A 16,852-nucleotide genomic window follows, 5' to 3' on the forward strand; every position below is an offset into this window, starting at 1 on the left:
TATTAATGAACAAAAAAGTAATTATAAAACCTTCGGGAGATGAGGAAATCGTAAAACATTTGCAGGAGGTTTTAGATATTAATAATACTCTTGCAAGCTTGTTGACTCAGAGAGGAATAAAAACATTTGATGAGGCAAAAGCATTTTTTCGTCCTGAAATTGAGAAATTGCATGACCCGTTTTTGATGACAGACATGAACAAAGCTGTAGAACGCTTAAATGAAGCTGTTTCAAAAAGTGAAAGAATATTAATTTACGGCGATTATGATGTTGACGGAACAACTTCCGTTGCTTTGGTTTATTCATTTTTGCGAAATTATTCCGAGAATATTGATTTTTATATACCCGACAGATACAGTGAAGGGTACGGAATTTCCTACAAAGGTATTGATTATGCCGCAGATAATAATTTTAGCTTGGTAATTGCTTTAGATTGCGGAATAAAAGCCGTTGAAAAAATTGACTACGCTAATCAAAAAAATATAGATTTTATTATTTGTGACCATCATACCCCCGGAGAAAAAATCCCTGATGCTTATGCGGTTTTAGATCCTAAAAGAGAAGATTGTAACTATCCTGACAAAAATTTATCCGGTTGCGGTGTAGGATTTAAGTTTTTACAAGCATATTCTAATCGGAACCAAATAGAATTTAAAGAATTAGAGAAATATATAGATTTAGTTGTAGTAAGTATTGCCTCAGATATTGTTCCCGTAATAGGAGAAAACAGAATTTTAGCTTATTACGGATTAATAAAATTAAACAAGAACCCTTTAAAAGGTTTGGAAGTTATAAAAAGAATTTCCGGAGTAAGAGATAATGAAATGAGTATTTCTGATTGTGTTTTTAAAATAGGTCCGAGAATAAATGCAGCCGGAAGAATAAAATCCGGTAATGATGCTGTTAGGTTGCTTATTTCTGAAAATAGTAATTTGGCAAACGAAATTGCTCAAAAAATAGATGTTTATAATACCGAACGAAAAAATCTTGACAGAGATATTACTCATGAAGCATTACGGAAAATTGGAAATTGTGTTGATTTAAAGAACAGAAAATCAACTGTTCTGTATGATAAAGATTGGCACAAAGGTGTTGTAGGGATTGTTGCTTCGAGATTAACCGAAACATATTACAGACCGACTGTTGTTTTAACCGAATCAAACGGTATGGCAACCGGTTCGGCACGCTCTGTTTCAGATTTTAACATATATGATGCAATAAATTCTTGCAGTGATCTTTTAGAAAGTTTCGGAGGACATAAATTTGCAGCCGGCTTAACATTGAAACTTGAAAATATTGAGAAGTTTTCTGATTGTATCGAAAAATATGTAACAGAAAATATAACTCCTGAACAATTAATACCGCAAGTTAATGTTGATGCCGAATTAAGGTTCTCAGAAATTGACAGAAAATTTTATAATATTATGCGTCAGATGGCTCCTTTCGGTCCGGGAAATATGTCGCCGGTTTTTATTACAAAGGGTGTTTCTGATACCGGAACTTCAAAAAAAGTAGGAAGTAATAAAGAGCATTTAAAACTGGAAGTGGTTGATACCAACGGTGTTGTAATGTCGGGTATCGCATTTTCATTAGCTCCTGATTATTTTGAACCTATTTCAAATAAAGAGAAGTTTTCAATTTGTTATTCTATTGATAAAAACGAATTCAGAGGAGTTACTTCATTGCAATTAAGAGTTAAAGAAATTATTCTTGAATAAAATAACGTTGATTAAAAAGCTCCGGTGCAAAAAAAACAAGTTCAAAAGGTATTAATTTTTATTTTGAAAACGGTAATTGTATCATTGTCTTTATGGTACATATTGTATAAATTAAAGCAAAATAATATTTCTGAAATTAACTTTCCTGAATTTGATAGTTATCAAGTACTGTTTTTTGCTGTTGTAATTTTATTGATGCCTGTTAATTGGTTTGTTGAAACAATAAAATGGAAATTTCTGTTAAAAAATGTTGAAAAAATTTCTTACTCTAAATCTTTAAAAGCTGTTTTTTCAGGAATTACATTTGCAATATTTACACCGAACAGAACCGGCGAATTAGTCGGGCGAATTTTCGTGCTGAAAAAAGAAAACCGAGCAAAAGGAGTTTTTGCAACTGCAACCGGAAGTTTAAGCCAAATGATAATAACAATTTTAGCGGGTGTTATTGCAGGAATTACTTTTTTATTTCTTTATGATAATAAAATTCAAAATATTAACCCAAACTCACTGTTATTTATAAAGGTAACGGCAATTTTTGTTTTATTTTTAACTTTATTTGTATTGTTTAATTTACGCTTTATTGAGGCTTTGCTTAATAGGTTTAATAAATCTGAGAAGTTTATAAAAGCAATAGAAATTTTAACAAGTTATAAGAAGAAAGAGCTTGCTATTGTGTTGTTTCTCAGTTCTTTGAGGTATTTTGTTTTTTCCTGCCAGTTTTATTTCTTACTTGTATTATTTAATGTTGAAATAAGCTTCTTTAATTCTTTTATTTCGGTTGCTCTTACATATTTTATAAGTTCAATAATACCTTCTTTTACATTAACCGAAATAGGAATAAGAGGAAGTGCAGCAATTTTTTTTATAGGAATGTTTTCGATAAATATTCCGGGAATAATTGCTGCAACAGCATTACTGTGGATTATTAACTTGGCTGTTCCGGCAATTATAGGAGCCGGTTTGTTTTATTTAACAAAGTTATGAAGTTTAGATAATAAGAATGCCGATTTAAAAATATAAATCGGCATTCTTTATTTTTAAGTACTCTTTTATAGTTTAAACGCAACGCCTAAGTTCAAATAAGCAATTCCGTAACCTAATTCTACCATTCCTGCTATTTTAGGATTGAACCAGTAACGACCGCCTAAATACATAGACCATGCAATATCACTCCCGGTTGTTGAAGTTCCAAAAGAAACATCACCGATTTCACTGACACTTACTATATTATATCCAAGCATCATACCTGCATAAGTATCAAGTTTTTCGACTAACGGATAGTGAAAACTTCCGCGTGCACCGATTATAAAGCTTGTATAGTCATATCCGTATATGTCTCCAAACCAGTTATATCTTGCTCTTGCAGCAGTATATCCTAAGTATCCGCCCACACCAACGGATCCTTTTTCTAATACATCATTTAATATTCCGTATTCAAAAGAAGCAGAAATAGGAGGAACGGTTGTTGAAAAACCACTTCCTGTATAGAGAGTACTTCCCAAACCAACTCCTAAATTGATAACTTTATCTCCTTCCGAAAATGTTGATTCTTGTGCATTTGTAAAAGAAAATGCAAAAACTGAGATTAATGCACTTACTAATAATTTTTTCATAACTAATAATTTTTGTGGTTTTAAATTTAAGTTTACGAAAGTATATAATATTATGAATATATTTCCTATTGTAAAACATAAAAACTATAAAAAATCATCAAAATACCTCGTTATCTTTTTCATAAGATGAACTCGTGCTTTTCCTCGCATATTATGTTCACTTTCAGGATAAATAAAATAATCAATATCTGTTCCTGCATTAATACATGATTTTATAAAATCAATGCTGTTTTGCGGGACAACAACCGGGTCTTGGTAACCGTGAATCATTAATAACCGTCCTTTTAATTCCCCTGCTTTATTCAGTAAACTTGTTTTTTCAAAACCTTCGGGGTTTTCTTCGGGTGTGTCCATATAACGTTCTCCGTACATAACTTCATAATATTTCCAATCAATTACGGGTCCGCCTGCAACTCCTGTTTTAAAGGTTTCCGGGTAATTTATCATTAAAGAAGTTGTCATAAATCCTCCGTAACTCCACCCGTGAACTCCTATTCTGTTTGAATCGACATAAGATAATTTTTTCAGAAAATCAATACCTTTCATTTGGTCTTTCATTTCTTCTTGTCCGCATTGCCGGTGAATTATGCTTTCAAATTCAAAACCTCTGTTGTCGGAGCCTCTGTTATCAATGGTAAACATGATATAGCCTTTTTGTGCCATATAAAAATTCCACAGACGTGCACCTCCGAGCCATGAGTTTGTAACTAATTGTGCATGAGGACCTCCGTAAACATAAACAACTACGGGATATTTTTTAGTTTTATCAAAATCGGGAGGTGTAATTAATCTATAGTGTAAATCTGTTTTTCCGTCAGCTGCTTTTATCGTACCTAATGTTATTTCTCCGAGATTATATTCTGTTAAAGGATTTTTTGCCGAAAGTATGTTTGTAATAACTTTTCCTTTATTGTCAATTATTAAGTTGTTGTTTGGTGTTTTCGTATTTGAATAAGAATCAAAGATATACTTTTTTGAATTTGACAGTACAACATTATGAACCCCTTTTTCATTTGTTAATTTTTTAATTGCTCCGGTTGTGAAGTTAACTTTATACAAGTGATTTTCAATAGGGCTGTTTTTTGTTGCAGTAATAAAAAAGTCTTTATTTTTAGAATCAAAACCGAGAAAATCTTTTACAATCCAATTCCCTTTTGTAAGTTGTCGTATTAACTTACCTTCGGTATCATATAAATATAAATGATTAAATCCGTCTTTTTCGCTGTACCAAATAAATTGATTTTCCATATCGTCGGTAAAAATTAATTGATGTTCGGGTTCTACATATTTGTCATTTTTTTCTTCAAAAAGTGTTTTAATAAACTTTCCGTTTGAAGCATCATATTTATTTAATTTAAGATGATTTTGCCCTCTGTTTAAAACTCCTATATAAATATATTTCTCATTAGAGTCCCAAGTTATGCTTGTCAGGTAACGTTCGTTTGAAAAGTCCGTAACATCCGCAAAGACAGTTTTCCCGGTTTTTAAGTTGTAAATTCCGAGAGTAACTTCTTCGCTTTTTTCACCAATCATAGGATATTTTGTGTTATTTAAAGTTGCAATTCTTGTAGTAATATCAACAAGAGGATAATCAGCAACCATAGTTTCGTCTTTTCTGTAAAAAGCAATATAATTACCCGAAGGAGACCAAAAAATACCGTTATCAATTCCGAATTCTTGACGGTGAGTATATGAATTTCCGTTTACTATTCCTTTATTTGCATCTTCCGTAACAGGAACAGTTTTTGATTTTGAGTCTGAAAAGAATAAATTGTTATCAATAGTGTAAGCAACATAATTATTTGCTTCGCAGGGTTTTATGTTTTTAGCTTCTTTCGGAATAACAATGCTGAAATCAAATTTCTTATTCTTTAAATTGTAAATATAATAGTTCCCGTTTGCTTTAAAAGATAATTGATTTGCACTTAACCAAGAATAGTCCCAATATGGGAAATATTTAATCTCATTATTCCCGGTTTCTTTTAATGCAGAATTAATTTGCTCAAGACTAACAAGTGATTTTGTACTTATCCCTTTTTTATTAATCAAAATAATTTCTTTATAATCTTTTACATAAGTAAAATTATCTTCTGCATAAGTTTGAATTCCGTTAATGTGCTCAGGATAAAATTGTCGCCATTGCCCTGTAACGGCATCTTCAATTGTTAGTTTCTTATTTTGCGAGAAAGAAAATAAAACAGAACTTAAAAATATTGTTGTAAATAATAATCGTTTCATGTTATCAAGTTTAATAAATTTTTAGAAAACGCAATATAGAAAAAAAAGCCGATTTTCTTAGAAAGTCGGCTTTGAGTTTATTATATGAAACTTGTATTTTATTCTTTAATAAGTTTCTTAAGTATTTTTTTATTATTAATGTCTGTTATTTCTATAAAATAGATTCCGGTGTTGAGCATACTTATATTACAGCTAAATTTATTTTGTTGTAAATTCTCAAAACTTAAAACATTCTTTCCTATTAAGTTATAAATGTGTATTGTTTTCATTGTTAGGCCTTTCGAGTTAATTTCGATGTAGTTTGAACTCGGATTCGGGATAATCGTAATTTCTTTATTAAGTTCATCAACTCCTACTACACATGTTAAGTTCCAAGCTCTGCAGGCAATTTCGGGATAATCAATATAAGGATTCCGGTTTCCTTGACTGCTTTCTGTTCTGTCGTTTCTTTGAAGTTCCCAAGCATCAACCGGATCTTGTAAGTGCCAATCGTACAAAGTTTGTAAACTTGCTAAACCGGTTATGGAACCGGCTTGTGTCGGATACATAGTGTAAAAATAAAATGCTGCTCTTGCAACATCACCGCAATGGTCTTCTCTCGGTTCAAAGTTTGAACTTGTATTTAGCTCACTGTATGCATCAATATTTGATGTAGGTGTTGAGGTTAATACGGTTAAACCGCTGTTTGAACCGTTTACAATATACCATTTGTCTGTTGAATTATCATTTATTTCTGCAAAATCCAAACTGCCTCTTGCTCCGTTTACATCTCCGTGTGTAGGGAAAAGATGAAAAATATCCGAAACCATAGGATCAGCACTGCCAAACCAAGATTGAGGAATTGTATGTTCGCAATTAATAGGATTCAAATATGTTGTGTTACTTGCCGTTTGATGAAATCCTGTATAAACACAATAAACTTGTCCGTCTGATTTCTTGTCAATATAACTGTACATTTGTTTACGAGCATTGTCATATCCTAATGTATTATGATACCCGTCATACCAATTGGTTTTAAGCCAGGTTCTTAAAGCACTTCCCGACAAATCGGAGGGAGGCTGAGCTTGTGAAAAAATTAAATTAGAAGATAGAAAGAGTATTGCAAAAAATAGTAGTTTTCTCATTTTGTGATATTGATTTAATTAAAATATGAATGCAAAGATATTATTTTTTAATAAAAAAAGACGTACCTTTTAATGATACGTCTTTTTTTGCTTTTAAAACCTAAGGTTTTATTTTTTTACAAATTTAGCAATACTTGAAGTACCGTCAATATTTTCAATATTGATTAAATAAACTCCGTTTGTTAAGTTTCTGACATTCAAGTTGTAATTATTTGCGTTAATATCATTAACATTCATAACCCTTTGACCTATAACATTAGAAATTGCAATATTTTTAATGTTAGAATCACTGTTAATATTTAACACTGAAGTTGCAGGGTTAGGATAAATTGATAAATTACTGTTTATTTCAGAAACAGAAACTGTTCCTGTAACGAGAATATTATCAATTTGGACTGTTGTGGTTTCACCTGCACCTGTATCATCTCCGTCATAAACAAATGCAATATAAGCTGTACCGGTATATGAAGATAAGCTCATTGTTCCTGCTGTTGCAAATGTTCCGTATCCGACTGTTGGTGTTGTAGGAATAGAAAAATTACTTGTAATATCTGTCCATGTAGCTCCTGCAATATTTGAACCGTCAAAGTCGGTAGAAATAAAAACTGTTAATGCGACATGTGTCCAGTAGCCGATATTTACATCAAAAGAAAAGTCATTAGTTCCGTCTAAAGTTAAAGAAGGAGTAATTAACCAGCCTTGGTTTACTTCTCCCGATCCGTATGAACTTAGTTGAGCATATAAATTGCTGTATGATTTAGTTTGCCATGCTCTTGTGCCGACTTCAGCAGAGTTAGTCCACCCTGTTAATACAATGTCTGTTCCGTCACCTGCTGTAGATTCAAAATCTTCAGATAAAATCTGTGCGTTTGCTCCTGAAAAAGCAAATGCGATAATAACAATTAATAGTAAACGTTTTTTCATTTTATAAAAATTTAAGTGAATAAAAAATATTTAAAATAGTTTCCAAAGTTAGAAAAATAAAATTGGATAATCAATAAATATTTAATTTTTATTTTTCCTTAATTAAAAATAAATATACCGGAAAGTGGTCACTGTATCCGTTTTGAAATAAATCAAAAGAAAAAGTTCTTTTCGGGTAACCTTTATATCTTCCCTCGGTGCTTATTATAAATTTTTTTCTGAAAATATTTGTTTTCCAGTAAACAAAAGAACTCCTATCCTCTGAAATCAGCCCTTGCGAAATTATTAATTGATCGAATAAGCTCCATGCATCTCTGTAAGCCGTTGTGCCGACACCTCTTTTATACACATTGTAATACGGATTAAAAAGTTCTCCGGGTTTAAGTTTGTTAATATGCCTGTTTGAAAAAAGATGTTTTTTTACGCTTTCATTATCAGGGTTGTCATTTAAATCACCCATAACAATTATTTTTGCATCGGTATCTAAAAATAAAATGGAGTCAACTAACAAACGAGACAAGTCGCCTGCGGCATTTCTTTTAGGCTCACTTATTTTTTGTCCGCCGCCTCTTGAAGGCCAGTGGTTTACAATAAAATTAAGAGTGTCTCCGTCGTAAATACCCGTTACTACAAGTTGTGCCCTTGTTTCGTCTGTTGAATCAAAACTGAATTTTAATACATGAGAACTTGTGTGTAATATTTTAAAGTAATCTTTTCGATATATTAAACCGACATCAATACCACGCTCATCCGGTGAATCATAGTGAATGATGCCATAATTCGAAGATTTTAATTGCGGCATTTTAATTAAATCTTCTAAAACACTTCTGTTCTCAATTTCAGAAACACCTAATATATGAGGTCCTCCTTTTATAACTTCATCACCTATTTGCGAAATAACATCAGCCATTTTATTCAGCTTTTTATAGTATCGTTCACCTGTCCATACTTTTTTTCCGCTCGGCAGAAACTCATAATCGTAAGTGTCAGGAGAGTCTATAGTGTCGAAAAGATTTTCAAGATTATAAAACCCGACACATGCAACCTTATATTGTTTTTTTTGAGCTTGTATTTCAGACGTAAAAATTAATGCTGAAAAAAGAATAAATATTGTTTTAGTTTTTAAGATTTTATTAAACATCTTTTAATAATTTAGTATTTATATATAAAATATTATATTTGCCACCCTTTTTAAAAAAGAATTCAAAATTAGAATAAAAATTTAATATACAAAAATAGAGATTATGAGAAGACTTTTTTTTATGTCCCTATTTTTTGTTTTTGCATTTTCAACAATATATGCACAAAGCAAAATTTCAGGAACAGTTAAAGACAAAGATACACAAAAAGCTTTGTCCGGTGTAATTGTCAGTTTACAAGGAACTGAATTTAGTACAAAAACTGATAATACAGGTAAATTTGAGCTTTTAAATGTTCCGGAAGGTACATATTCATTAAAACTGTCTTTTGCAGATTTTGATAATTTTTCCCAAAAAATTAAGATTGGAAGTTCAGATGTTAACCTCGGAGAAATTTTGATGTCTGAAAATCACATAGGCGGAGAAGATGCGATTATTGAACTTTCAAATGATGAATTAAGCGGAGGTGATGATGATTTGCAAACAAATGTGTCAGGAATTTTACATGGCTCGAGAGATGTGTTTTTATCAACAGCAGGATATACTTTCGGTCCTATGAGATTCAGGTTAAGAGGATATGACAATAAATATTCTGATTTACACATGAACGGTGTGCAAACTAATGATATGGAATCAGGGCGTGCAGTTTGGGCGTATTGGGGAGGATTAAATGATGCCGTGAGAAATTCTGAAACACATAAAGGAATTGCTGAGATTGATTTCGGTTTCGGAGGAATAGGCGGATCAACAAATATTAACACCAGAGCATCGCAAATAAGAGTAGGAACGAAGTTTACTTACTCTTTCACAAACAGAAACTATTATCACAGAGCAATGTTTTTACATTCAACCGGGATGATGGAGAATGGTTGGGCATTTGCTTTTTCGGGTTCAAAAAGATATGCGGAAGAAGGTTATACTGAAGGAACTTTTTATGACGCTTATGCCTATTTTGCGGCAGCCGAAAAAAAGTTTAACGATAAACACAGTATAGGTATTGTTGCGTTCGGTTCTCCTTCAAAAAGAGGCGGAAGAAGTGCAACAACACAAGAAGTTTATGATTTAACAAGCGGATTGTATAACGGACATAAAAAATATAATCCTAATTGGGGGTGGCAAGACGGGGAAAAAAGAAATGCAAAAATTACAGACTCTCATACACCGATGTTTATTTTTACGCATTATTGGGATATTGATAATTCAAGCAAATTACAAACATCACTGTCTTACTCAAGAGGAAAATATAATAAAACTTCTTTAAATTGGTATGAAGGAGCAGACCCGAGACCTGATTATTACAGATATTTGCCGAGTTATATGACAGGTGAAGATGCAATTACAAGACGAACTGAGGAATTCCAAAACGGTGAACGACAAATAGATTGGGATGCAATGTATCAAGCAAATTATACCAGCTTTGATACTATTTATGATGCTGACGGAATTGTCGGAAATACATTGACAGGAAGAAAATCTCAGTTTATTGTTGAAGACAGAAGAAATGAAAATAACCAATTTCAATTTAATTCTGTTTATAAAAAAATGTTGAATGATAATTTTAAAGTAACAGCAGGAATTCAACACAGATATTATAAAGCACGACATTATAAAACCTTGCTTGATTTATTAGGAGGAGAGTTTATTGTTGATATAGATAAATATGCCAGCAGAGATTTAGCCGGAGAAGGTGTTGATTTCAATGATATCAGATATCCTAATAATATTATTGATGAAGTAGGAGAAGTTTTCGGAAATGACTATTATGCCACCGTTAATTATTCGGAATTATGGGCACAAGCATCTTACAGTTTGAATAAATTTGACTTTTATTTCACAGGAAACGGTTCTTATACAAATTTTTGGAGAACAGGTAATATGCAAAACGGAAAATTTCCTGATAATTCTTTCGGAGATTCAGAAAAACCGGCTTTTATTAATTACGGTGTAAAATTCGGTTCTACTTATAAAATATCCGGTATGCATTTTTTACACGCAGATGCTGCATATTTAACAAAAGCTCCTGATTTCAGAAACGCATTTGTATCTCCCAGAACAAGAAATCAAATTGTTGACGGTTTAACAAGTGAAACTATTCTTTCTGCACAAGGAGGTTATGTTTTGCAATCTTCAAAACTAAAAGCAACTCTTGATGTTTTTTATACCGAATTTAAAGACCAAACAGAAGTAAGAAGTTTTTATTTTGACGAATATAACAATTTTGTAAATTTTGTAATGACCGGAATTAACAAAACGCATCAAGGTATTGAACTCGGTGCTGAATATACAATATTGCCGGGTTTATCTGTTTACGGTGTAGGGTCTTTAGGTTATTACAGGTGGACATCTCGCCCGAGTTTCAGTATTTATGTTGATAATAGTGCCGAAGTACAGTATAATAAAGAAACAGTTTATGCTGAAGGCTTTTTAATAGGAGGAACTCCTCAAACAGCCTATTCGGCAGGATTTAAATACTTTGCTCCGAAATATTGGAGGGTAGGAGTAAGTGCTAATTACTTGGCAGACAGATACCTTTCATTCAGTGCTTTAACCAGAACTGTTGATGCCGTAAAATATACTGACCACTCTACCGATGAATATACCGCTTTAATTGAACAAGACAGGCTTCCGGATTCGTTTACTGTTGATGCATTTATAGGAAAATCTTTCAGGTTTGATTATAAATATTATTTGAACATAAGTTTAAATGTTACTAATATATTAAATAATACAGATATAATTACCGGAGGTTACGAGCAAGCCAGATTAGATTTGGGTAACTATGATAAATTTCCGCCGAAATATTATTATTTTTCCGGTTTACAGTATTATTTAAACATAAATTTCAGATTTTAAATTAATTATATATCGATATGAAAAATATTATTAAAATAACTATAGTTTTCGCATCTGTTTTTGTTATAATAAACGGATGTGTAAAAGAAAATTTTGATGTTACTCCCGAATATGTTACAACTTGGCAGGCAAACACTTCAATTTCTGAGCTAAGAGCAATGTATGTAAACGAACCTGTTTTAATTACAGAGGACATTATTATTAAAGGTGTCGTAATTTCAAGTGACGAAAACGGTAATTTTTATAAAGAATTATTTATACAAGAAGGAAAAAGCGGAATAGGAATTGAAATTGACCAAACCTATCTTTATGAAAAATATCCGATAGGGAAAATGGTTTATGTTAAATGTAAAGGTCTTTATTTAGGAATGGATTATGATGTAATGAAACTTGGCTCAAATACTGCGATTGACAGAATTAAAAGCGTGGAAGTTGATGATTATATTGATATTTCAACAGGCGGAACTCCGGCTGAACCGATGGTAATCACACTTGATAATTTAGCAAATGCTGATTCTTTAATAGGTTCACTTATTAAAATTGAAAATGTGCAATTTGATGATCCTCAGCAAACCTATGTTGCTGCGGGCGAACATTATGCCGAAAGGTCAATATCTGATTGCAGCGGAAACAGTATAATTTTAAGTACAAGTGAATATGTAGATTTTAAAAATGATTCTTTACCGGCAGGTAACGGAACAATAAGTGCGATATTAAGTAAATTTTCCGGAAATTATCAGTTAAGAATTAATTCCGGAAATGATGTAAATTTTATCGGTACACGTTGTGCTAAACAGAATAAACAATAAAAATAAATATTATGACAAAATATATAAAAATTACGTTATTTATAATTATAAGCATGGTTTTACTATCATCATGTATTAATAATAAATTTAATGAACCGGATGAAGCCGTTTACAATACTGACATTGAGGCAACAACAACTATTGCCGAATTAGTAAACTTATACGAGGGAGCATTAACCTATTTAGATACAAATGTTGTTATCTCAGGAACAGTTATTGCAAACGATAAAACAGGAAATTTCTACAAATCAATTGTAATTCAGGACAGTACGGCAGGAATTGAAATAAGCCTTAATGCTTATGAATTACATAATACATATCACATCGGTGATTTGATTTTTGTAAAGTGCAACGGCTTATATCTCGGAGAATACGGAGGAGTAGTACAATTAGGAGCTGAATATGAAGGCGGTATCGGCAGAATTGAAGAGCCTATGATTAAAGATTATTTATTTAAATCTGAAGGCGGAATACCGATAAAACCTAAAACTTTTTCATTAGCGGCACCTAATGCTTCTTATGTTAATCAATTGGTTATTTTAAAAGATGTTCAGTTCGGTTTGAATTCTCTCGGAGAAACATACGGAGATGCCGAATTTCAATTAGACAGAGATATTCCTGTTGAAGATTGTGACGGTAATTCTGTTACTGTGAGAACAAGCGGTTATGCAGATTTTGCAAGAGACACAATTGCAACCGGTAACGGAAACATGATTGCCGTACTAAGTATTTATAACGGCCAATTTCAATTAACCCTGAGAGATCCGAGCGAAGTTGTTTTTAATAACAGTCGTTGCGGTGCCGTATTTCAAGAAACATTTGAAGGAAACTTGGGAGCTTTTAATGCGTACAGTGTTATCGGCGATAATCAAATCTGGGAATACAGTTCTTCTTTTGATGCTGCCGTAATGAGCGGGTATGACGGAGGAAATTTTGCTAACGAAGACTGGTTAATTTCAAATGCAATTGATTTGTCCGGATATCAGAATATTGTGCTTAATTTCCGTCACGCATGGAATTATAGAACATCAAACGGAACCAACGATGTTGAAGTATATATGTGTACTGATTATGACGGAACAAGTAATCCTAACACAAGCGGAACATGGACAAAATTAACCGGAATAAATTATCCTTCCGGTTTCGATTGGACATGGGTTAGCTCCGGAGATGTTGATGTTTCAGCATTCGGAGGAAGTGCAAGCGTATTTTTAGCATTTAAATATAGAAGCTCCGCAACTGATGCCAGCACATGGGAAATTGATAAAATTTCAATCTCAATACCCTAAAATCTTATTGTTTTGAAAATAAAAAAACCGACAAGTTTATTTTGTCGGTTTTTTTGTGTTTTTAAATTTAGTTCGATAGAGGGAATGATTATTTATTTGTATTCCTAATGTGAATAATTTCAGCAGCAATACTTACTGCAATTTCTGCGGGTGTTTCGCTTTTAATTGTTACGCCTATCGGAGCAGAAACATGTTTGAAGTCATCTTTTTTAAAACCTTCTTTTTCGAGTAAAGAGTAAATTTCTTTTACTTTATTTTTGCTGCCCATCATACCGAGGTATGCAACTTTTTTGTTTAATAATTTTGAAAGTATTTTTTTATCGTTTGCATGGCTGAAACTTGCAATAATAATATAAATATTTTCTCCTTCCGGAATATAACTCTCAATATCGTCATATTTTATTATATGTTTTTCATTTGCATCTTTGTTTGCAACAAGTGTGTCAAGTTCCGGTCTGTTATCATAAATTTTAACGTAATAATCTAACATTTTCATTTGTTTTGATAATGCAAGCCCCACGTGTCCGCCTCCTATTATATATACAAAATGTTTATAACCTATAACTTCTTTATATATATTATTTACAAACTCATACTGCCCCGGAATTGTAGCCCCGGCTTTAGAGCGAAATTCGGCAGTGCTGATTTTAACCGTTATTTCATCTTTTAAAATTGCATGCCCGGCAATTTCTTGAATATTATCAATATGAATATCATAAAGAGGGTATAAAATAACTTTGTTTTCTCCTGAACATATCATTCCTGAACTGTGCATTTCATCATCTGTTCTGTGAATTTGTTCATGTATTTCGGGTTTGGTAATGTTTTCTGCTAACATTTTTTCAGCTCTGTTAACCATTTTATGCTCAGTTGCACCTCCGCCTATTGAACCGTATCTTTTACCGTCATTAACAACCAGCATTTTAAACCCTTGCCTTCCCGGACTGCTGCCTTTGTTTTCAACAACTATGAGAAGTACTAAATTCTTTTTTTGTTTTAAATTTATAAGTATTCTGTTCCAAATATCCATTTTTTAAAAGGGCTAATAAGTTATTAATGATAAAATTTATATTTTAAACCTTATTCTGAAAATACCGTCACTATAAGAAGTTGTTGTTATTCTGAAATTTGAAATTTCCCTTGTATTTGAAATGTGTTTTCCAATGCACGGACAATCGTCATAATCTCCTACGCTTATAATTCTTACGGTCGGATTTTGTTCTTTTGTTATCCTTTTAAGATTGAATTTTTTATCAGCTTCATCAAAACTCATGAAACTTTCTGTTACGTCATATTCTTTATTAATAACTTCTTTAATAGTGTCATTAAGTTTTTTTATCTCATCTTCCGTAGGTTCTTGCTCTAATTTAAAATCACATTTTGATTTTTTTCTTTCTATATGGCAATTTTCCGAACGTTCACAACCGAACATTTTCACCATAGTTCCGTTTAGTATATGCTCAGCTGTATGCATCGGTGCATAATAGTCTTTTTTTTGTTTTTCTTGAATCATAATTTAAAATAAATTTTCACCAAATTTAGAATTTTTATGATATGAAGCGAAAAAAAATGTATTTTTATACAGTTTTAAAGTTAATAAATTTTTATGTATAAAGAGAACCTTTTAAAAGGAAAAACAGTTTTAATTACCGGCGGAGGTACAGGTTTGGGGAAATCAATGGCAGAAAGATTTTCTGAACTCGGAGCAAACTTAGTCATAACAAGCAGGAAGTTTGAAATTTTAGAGAAAACAGCACAAGAAATTTCAGAAAAATTCGGTAATCCTGTTTTACCCGTGCAAACAGACGTAAGGAAACCATTTCAAAACGAAGATGTTATTAATAAGGGAATTGAAAAATTCGGCAAAATTGATGTTTTATTAAATAATGCTGCCGGTAATTTTATCAGTCCGACCGAATTGTTAAGTTACAAAGCTTTTGATACAATTGTTGATATTGTTTTGAAAGGAACATATAATTTTACGCTCGCAATGGGAAAGTATTGGATAAAAAACAAAATGCCGGGTACTGTATTGAATATTGTAACAACCTATGCATCTACCGGCTCGGGGTATGTTGTTCCGTCAGCAATCAGTAAAGCAGGTGTTTTAAATCTTACCAGGTCATTAGCTTCCGAATGGGGTAAATATAAAATAAGGTTAAATGCAATTGCACCCGGACCTTTTCCTACAAAAGGAGCTTGGGACAGATTATTTCCCGACAATTCGTTTGAAGAAAAGTTAATAAATAAAATTCCGTTAAAAAGGGTAGGAGAGCATAGTGAACTTGCAAATCTTGCAACATATTTAATATCTGATTTTTCAGGATATATAACCGGCGAAGTAGTAACAATTGACGGGGGAGAATGGCTCGGCGGTGCCGGAGAATTTAATTGGCTTGATTCTGTTACAAAGGAACAATGGACAGCAATCGGAAAAAGAATTAAAGAAAATAATCGAAAATCATGAAAATAAACAACATCTTTTTTTCAGATAAAACAGGTAACCTTTTTGAAAAATGTGTTTTTTGTGAGGGCAATATTTTAAAGTATGAAAATGGTTACGTAATTGAAAAGGCATTTAAATACAACGAAAAAACAAAGTCTTTTAAAATGATTTTTGAATATGCACTGTGTTCTGAATGTATCAAAAAATTATCATCAGAAATGTCAAAAGAAAGTACCGAGAAAATTCAAAACTATTTAAGTTCTTTTCGATCAAACCTTAATGTTGTTTTCGATAATGAGGCTGTTATTGAAGAAAGATTAAAAACTTGTATGGTTAAAAATAAGAATGTGCAAACATCAGAAGAGTATCAAATTGCAGGTTTTTTCTTGAAAGATAAAATGCTTGTTTCTGATATGTTCCCGTATGCAGTGGGTGACGAGGCAATTGAAGAAATTCAAAATTTAATTTCGGAGAAAACAAGAGATTTTTCAAATAAATTCAAAGATTTGATTTTACCTCCGGATGTAAGAGAAAAATTTCCGAAAGACAGAGTTGTTATATTTTGAAGAATTTTCTCAGAAAAATAATTATTAACAAAGATATTAACAGTTTTGGTAAACTTTGTAATACAAAATAAGCTCTGCTCTTTACTTTTTGCATTGTTAATTATACTAAATTCATGTAATGTAAAATTTACGC

The 16,852-nt window shown here is 32.0% G+C and carries 14 protein-coding genes; 7 read left to right on the forward strand and 7 right to left on the reverse strand.

From position 1 onward, the window contains the following. Nucleotides 1–5 precede the first annotated feature (5 nt). Both recJ and L3J35_02995 read left to right on the forward strand, forming a co-directional pair. On the forward strand, nucleotides 6–1,718 hold the full coding sequence (gene recJ / locus L3J35_02990) for a single-stranded-DNA-specific exonuclease RecJ (GenBank protein MCF6365145.1): 1,713 nt from the start codon (nucleotides 6–8) through the stop codon (nucleotides 1,716–1,718). Between the two features lie 24 nt (nucleotides 1,719–1,742). Beyond that, nucleotides 1,743–2,702 carry a flippase-like domain-containing protein gene (locus L3J35_02995; protein MCF6365146.1) on the forward strand — a complete coding sequence of 320 codons (960 nt, stop codon included), beginning with the start codon at nucleotides 1,743–1,745 and terminating at the stop codon, nucleotides 2,700–2,702. Nucleotides 2,703–2,767: 65 nt separating this feature from the next. Here L3J35_02995 and L3J35_03000 read toward each other — a convergent pair whose 3' ends face one another. The 5 genes from L3J35_03000 to L3J35_03020 all read right to left on the reverse strand — a co-directional run bounded on the left by L3J35_03000 (nucleotide 2,768) and on the right by L3J35_03020 (nucleotide 8,758). Then, nucleotides 2,768–3,331, reverse strand: coding sequence for a hypothetical protein (locus L3J35_03000; GenBank protein ID MCF6365147.1), 564 nt, complete (start codon nucleotides 3,329–3,331; stop codon nucleotides 2,768–2,770). An 84-nt stretch (nucleotides 3,332–3,415) separates the two neighbouring features. Further along, on the reverse strand, nucleotides 3,416–5,569 hold the full coding sequence (locus tag L3J35_03005; GenBank protein ID MCF6365148.1) for a S9 family peptidase: 2,154 nt from the start codon (nucleotides 5,567–5,569) through the stop codon (nucleotides 3,416–3,418). Nucleotides 5,570–5,667: 98 nt separating this feature from the next. Then, nucleotides 5,668–6,693: an endonuclease gene (locus L3J35_03010; GenBank protein ID MCF6365149.1), complete on the reverse strand. Its 1,026-nt coding sequence runs from the start codon at nucleotides 6,691–6,693 to the stop codon at nucleotides 5,668–5,670. 108 nt (nucleotides 6,694–6,801) lie between these two features. Further along, nucleotides 6,802–7,617 (reverse strand): choice-of-anchor J domain-containing protein, encoded by an 816-nt coding sequence (locus tag L3J35_03015; GenBank protein MCF6365150.1) that lies wholly within the window; start codon nucleotides 7,615–7,617, stop codon nucleotides 6,802–6,804. Nucleotides 7,618–7,705: 88 nt separating this feature from the next. Next, entirely contained in the window at nucleotides 7,706–8,758 is a 1,053-nt protein-coding gene (locus L3J35_03020) for an endonuclease/exonuclease/phosphatase family protein (GenBank protein ID MCF6365151.1), read from the reverse strand. Nucleotides 8,759–8,861: 103 nt separating this feature from the next. Here L3J35_03020 and L3J35_03025 point away from each other — a divergent pair, with 103 nt between their 5' ends. The 3 genes from L3J35_03025 to L3J35_03035 are packed head-to-tail and all read left to right on the forward strand — an operon-like array spanning nucleotide 8,862 to nucleotide 13,707. Then, complete coding sequence (locus L3J35_03025) at nucleotides 8,862–11,609, forward strand: TonB-dependent receptor (protein MCF6365152.1); 2,748 nt, start codon at nucleotides 8,862–8,864, stop codon at nucleotides 11,607–11,609. A 17-nt stretch (nucleotides 11,610–11,626) separates the two neighbouring features. Next, the gene (locus L3J35_03030) at nucleotides 11,627–12,418 is read left to right on the forward strand and encodes a DUF5689 domain-containing protein (GenBank protein ID MCF6365153.1); all 792 of its coding nucleotides are present in this window, start codon (nucleotides 11,627–11,629) and stop codon (nucleotides 12,416–12,418) included. An 11-nt stretch (nucleotides 12,419–12,429) separates the two neighbouring features. After that, nucleotides 12,430–13,707, forward strand: coding sequence for a DUF5689 domain-containing protein (locus L3J35_03035; GenBank protein ID MCF6365154.1), 1,278 nt, complete (start codon nucleotides 12,430–12,432; stop codon nucleotides 13,705–13,707). Between the two features lie 88 nt (nucleotides 13,708–13,795). On the opposite strand, the gene L3J35_03040 is transcribed toward L3J35_03035, so the two are convergent. Together L3J35_03040 and L3J35_03045 are read right to left on the reverse strand one after the other, a co-directional pair. Then, entirely contained in the window at nucleotides 13,796–14,737 is a 942-nt protein-coding gene (locus tag L3J35_03040; GenBank protein MCF6365155.1) for an XdhC family protein, read from the reverse strand. A gap of 36 nt (nucleotides 14,738–14,773) precedes the next feature. Continuing rightward, nucleotides 14,774–15,220 carry a hypothetical protein gene (locus L3J35_03045; protein MCF6365156.1) on the reverse strand — a complete coding sequence of 149 codons (447 nt, stop codon included), beginning with the start codon at nucleotides 15,218–15,220 and terminating at the stop codon, nucleotides 14,774–14,776. Nucleotides 15,221–15,313: 93 nt separating this feature from the next. On the opposite strand from L3J35_03045, the gene L3J35_03050 reads away from it, so the two are divergent. Further along, entirely contained in the window at nucleotides 15,314–16,174 is an 861-nt protein-coding gene (locus tag L3J35_03050; GenBank protein MCF6365157.1) for an SDR family oxidoreductase, read from the forward strand. Next, nucleotides 16,171–16,719 carry a hypothetical protein gene (locus L3J35_03055; GenBank protein ID MCF6365158.1) on the forward strand — a complete coding sequence of 183 codons (549 nt, stop codon included), beginning with the start codon at nucleotides 16,171–16,173 and terminating at the stop codon, nucleotides 16,717–16,719. The genes L3J35_03050 and L3J35_03055 overlap by 4 nt, the downstream gene beginning before the upstream one ends. Nucleotides 16,720–16,852 lie beyond the last annotated feature (133 nt).

This window comes from Bacteroidales bacterium (assembly GCA_021648725.1).
GTDB lineage: Bacteria > Bacteroidota > Bacteroidia > Bacteroidales > JAADGE01 > JAADGE01.

What these genes read in the sequence shown, in the direction of transcription:
- recJ (MCF6365145.1), top strand. Translation starts at nt 6, where the DNA reads ATGAACAAAAAAGTAATTATAAAACCTTCGGGAGATGAGGAAATCGTA.
- L3J35_03000 (MCF6365147.1), bottom strand. Translation starts at nt 3,331, where the DNA reads ATGAAAAAATTATTAGTAAGTGCATTAATCTCAGTTTTTGCATTTTCT.
- L3J35_03005 (MCF6365148.1), bottom strand. Translation starts at nt 5,569, where the DNA reads ATGAAACGATTATTATTTACAACAATATTTTTAAGTTCTGTTTTATTT.
- L3J35_03010 (MCF6365149.1), bottom strand. Translation starts at nt 6,693, where the DNA reads ATGAGAAAACTACTATTTTTTGCAATACTCTTTCTATCTTCTAATTTA.
- L3J35_03015 (MCF6365150.1), bottom strand. Translation starts at nt 7,617, where the DNA reads ATGAAAAAACGTTTACTATTAATTGTTATTATCGCATTTGCTTTTTCA.
- L3J35_03020 (MCF6365151.1), bottom strand. Translation starts at nt 8,758, where the DNA reads ATGTTTAATAAAATCTTAAAAACTAAAACAATATTTATTCTTTTTTCA.
- L3J35_03025 (MCF6365152.1), top strand. Translation starts at nt 8,862, where the DNA reads ATGAGAAGACTTTTTTTTATGTCCCTATTTTTTGTTTTTGCATTTTCA.
- L3J35_03030 (MCF6365153.1), top strand. Translation starts at nt 11,627, where the DNA reads ATGAAAAATATTATTAAAATAACTATAGTTTTCGCATCTGTTTTTGTT.
- L3J35_03035 (MCF6365154.1), top strand. Translation starts at nt 12,430, where the DNA reads ATGACAAAATATATAAAAATTACGTTATTTATAATTATAAGCATGGTT.
- L3J35_03040 (MCF6365155.1), bottom strand. Translation starts at nt 14,737, where the DNA reads ATGGATATTTGGAACAGAATACTTATAAATTTAAAACAAAAAAAGAAT.
- L3J35_03045 (MCF6365156.1), bottom strand. Translation starts at nt 15,220, where the DNA reads ATGATTCAAGAAAAACAAAAAAAAGACTATTATGCACCGATGCATACA.
- L3J35_03050 (MCF6365157.1), top strand. Translation starts at nt 15,314, where the DNA reads ATGTATAAAGAGAACCTTTTAAAAGGAAAAACAGTTTTAATTACCGGC.
- L3J35_03055 (MCF6365158.1), top strand. Translation starts at nt 16,171, where the DNA reads ATGAAAATAAACAACATCTTTTTTTCAGATAAAACAGGTAACCTTTTT.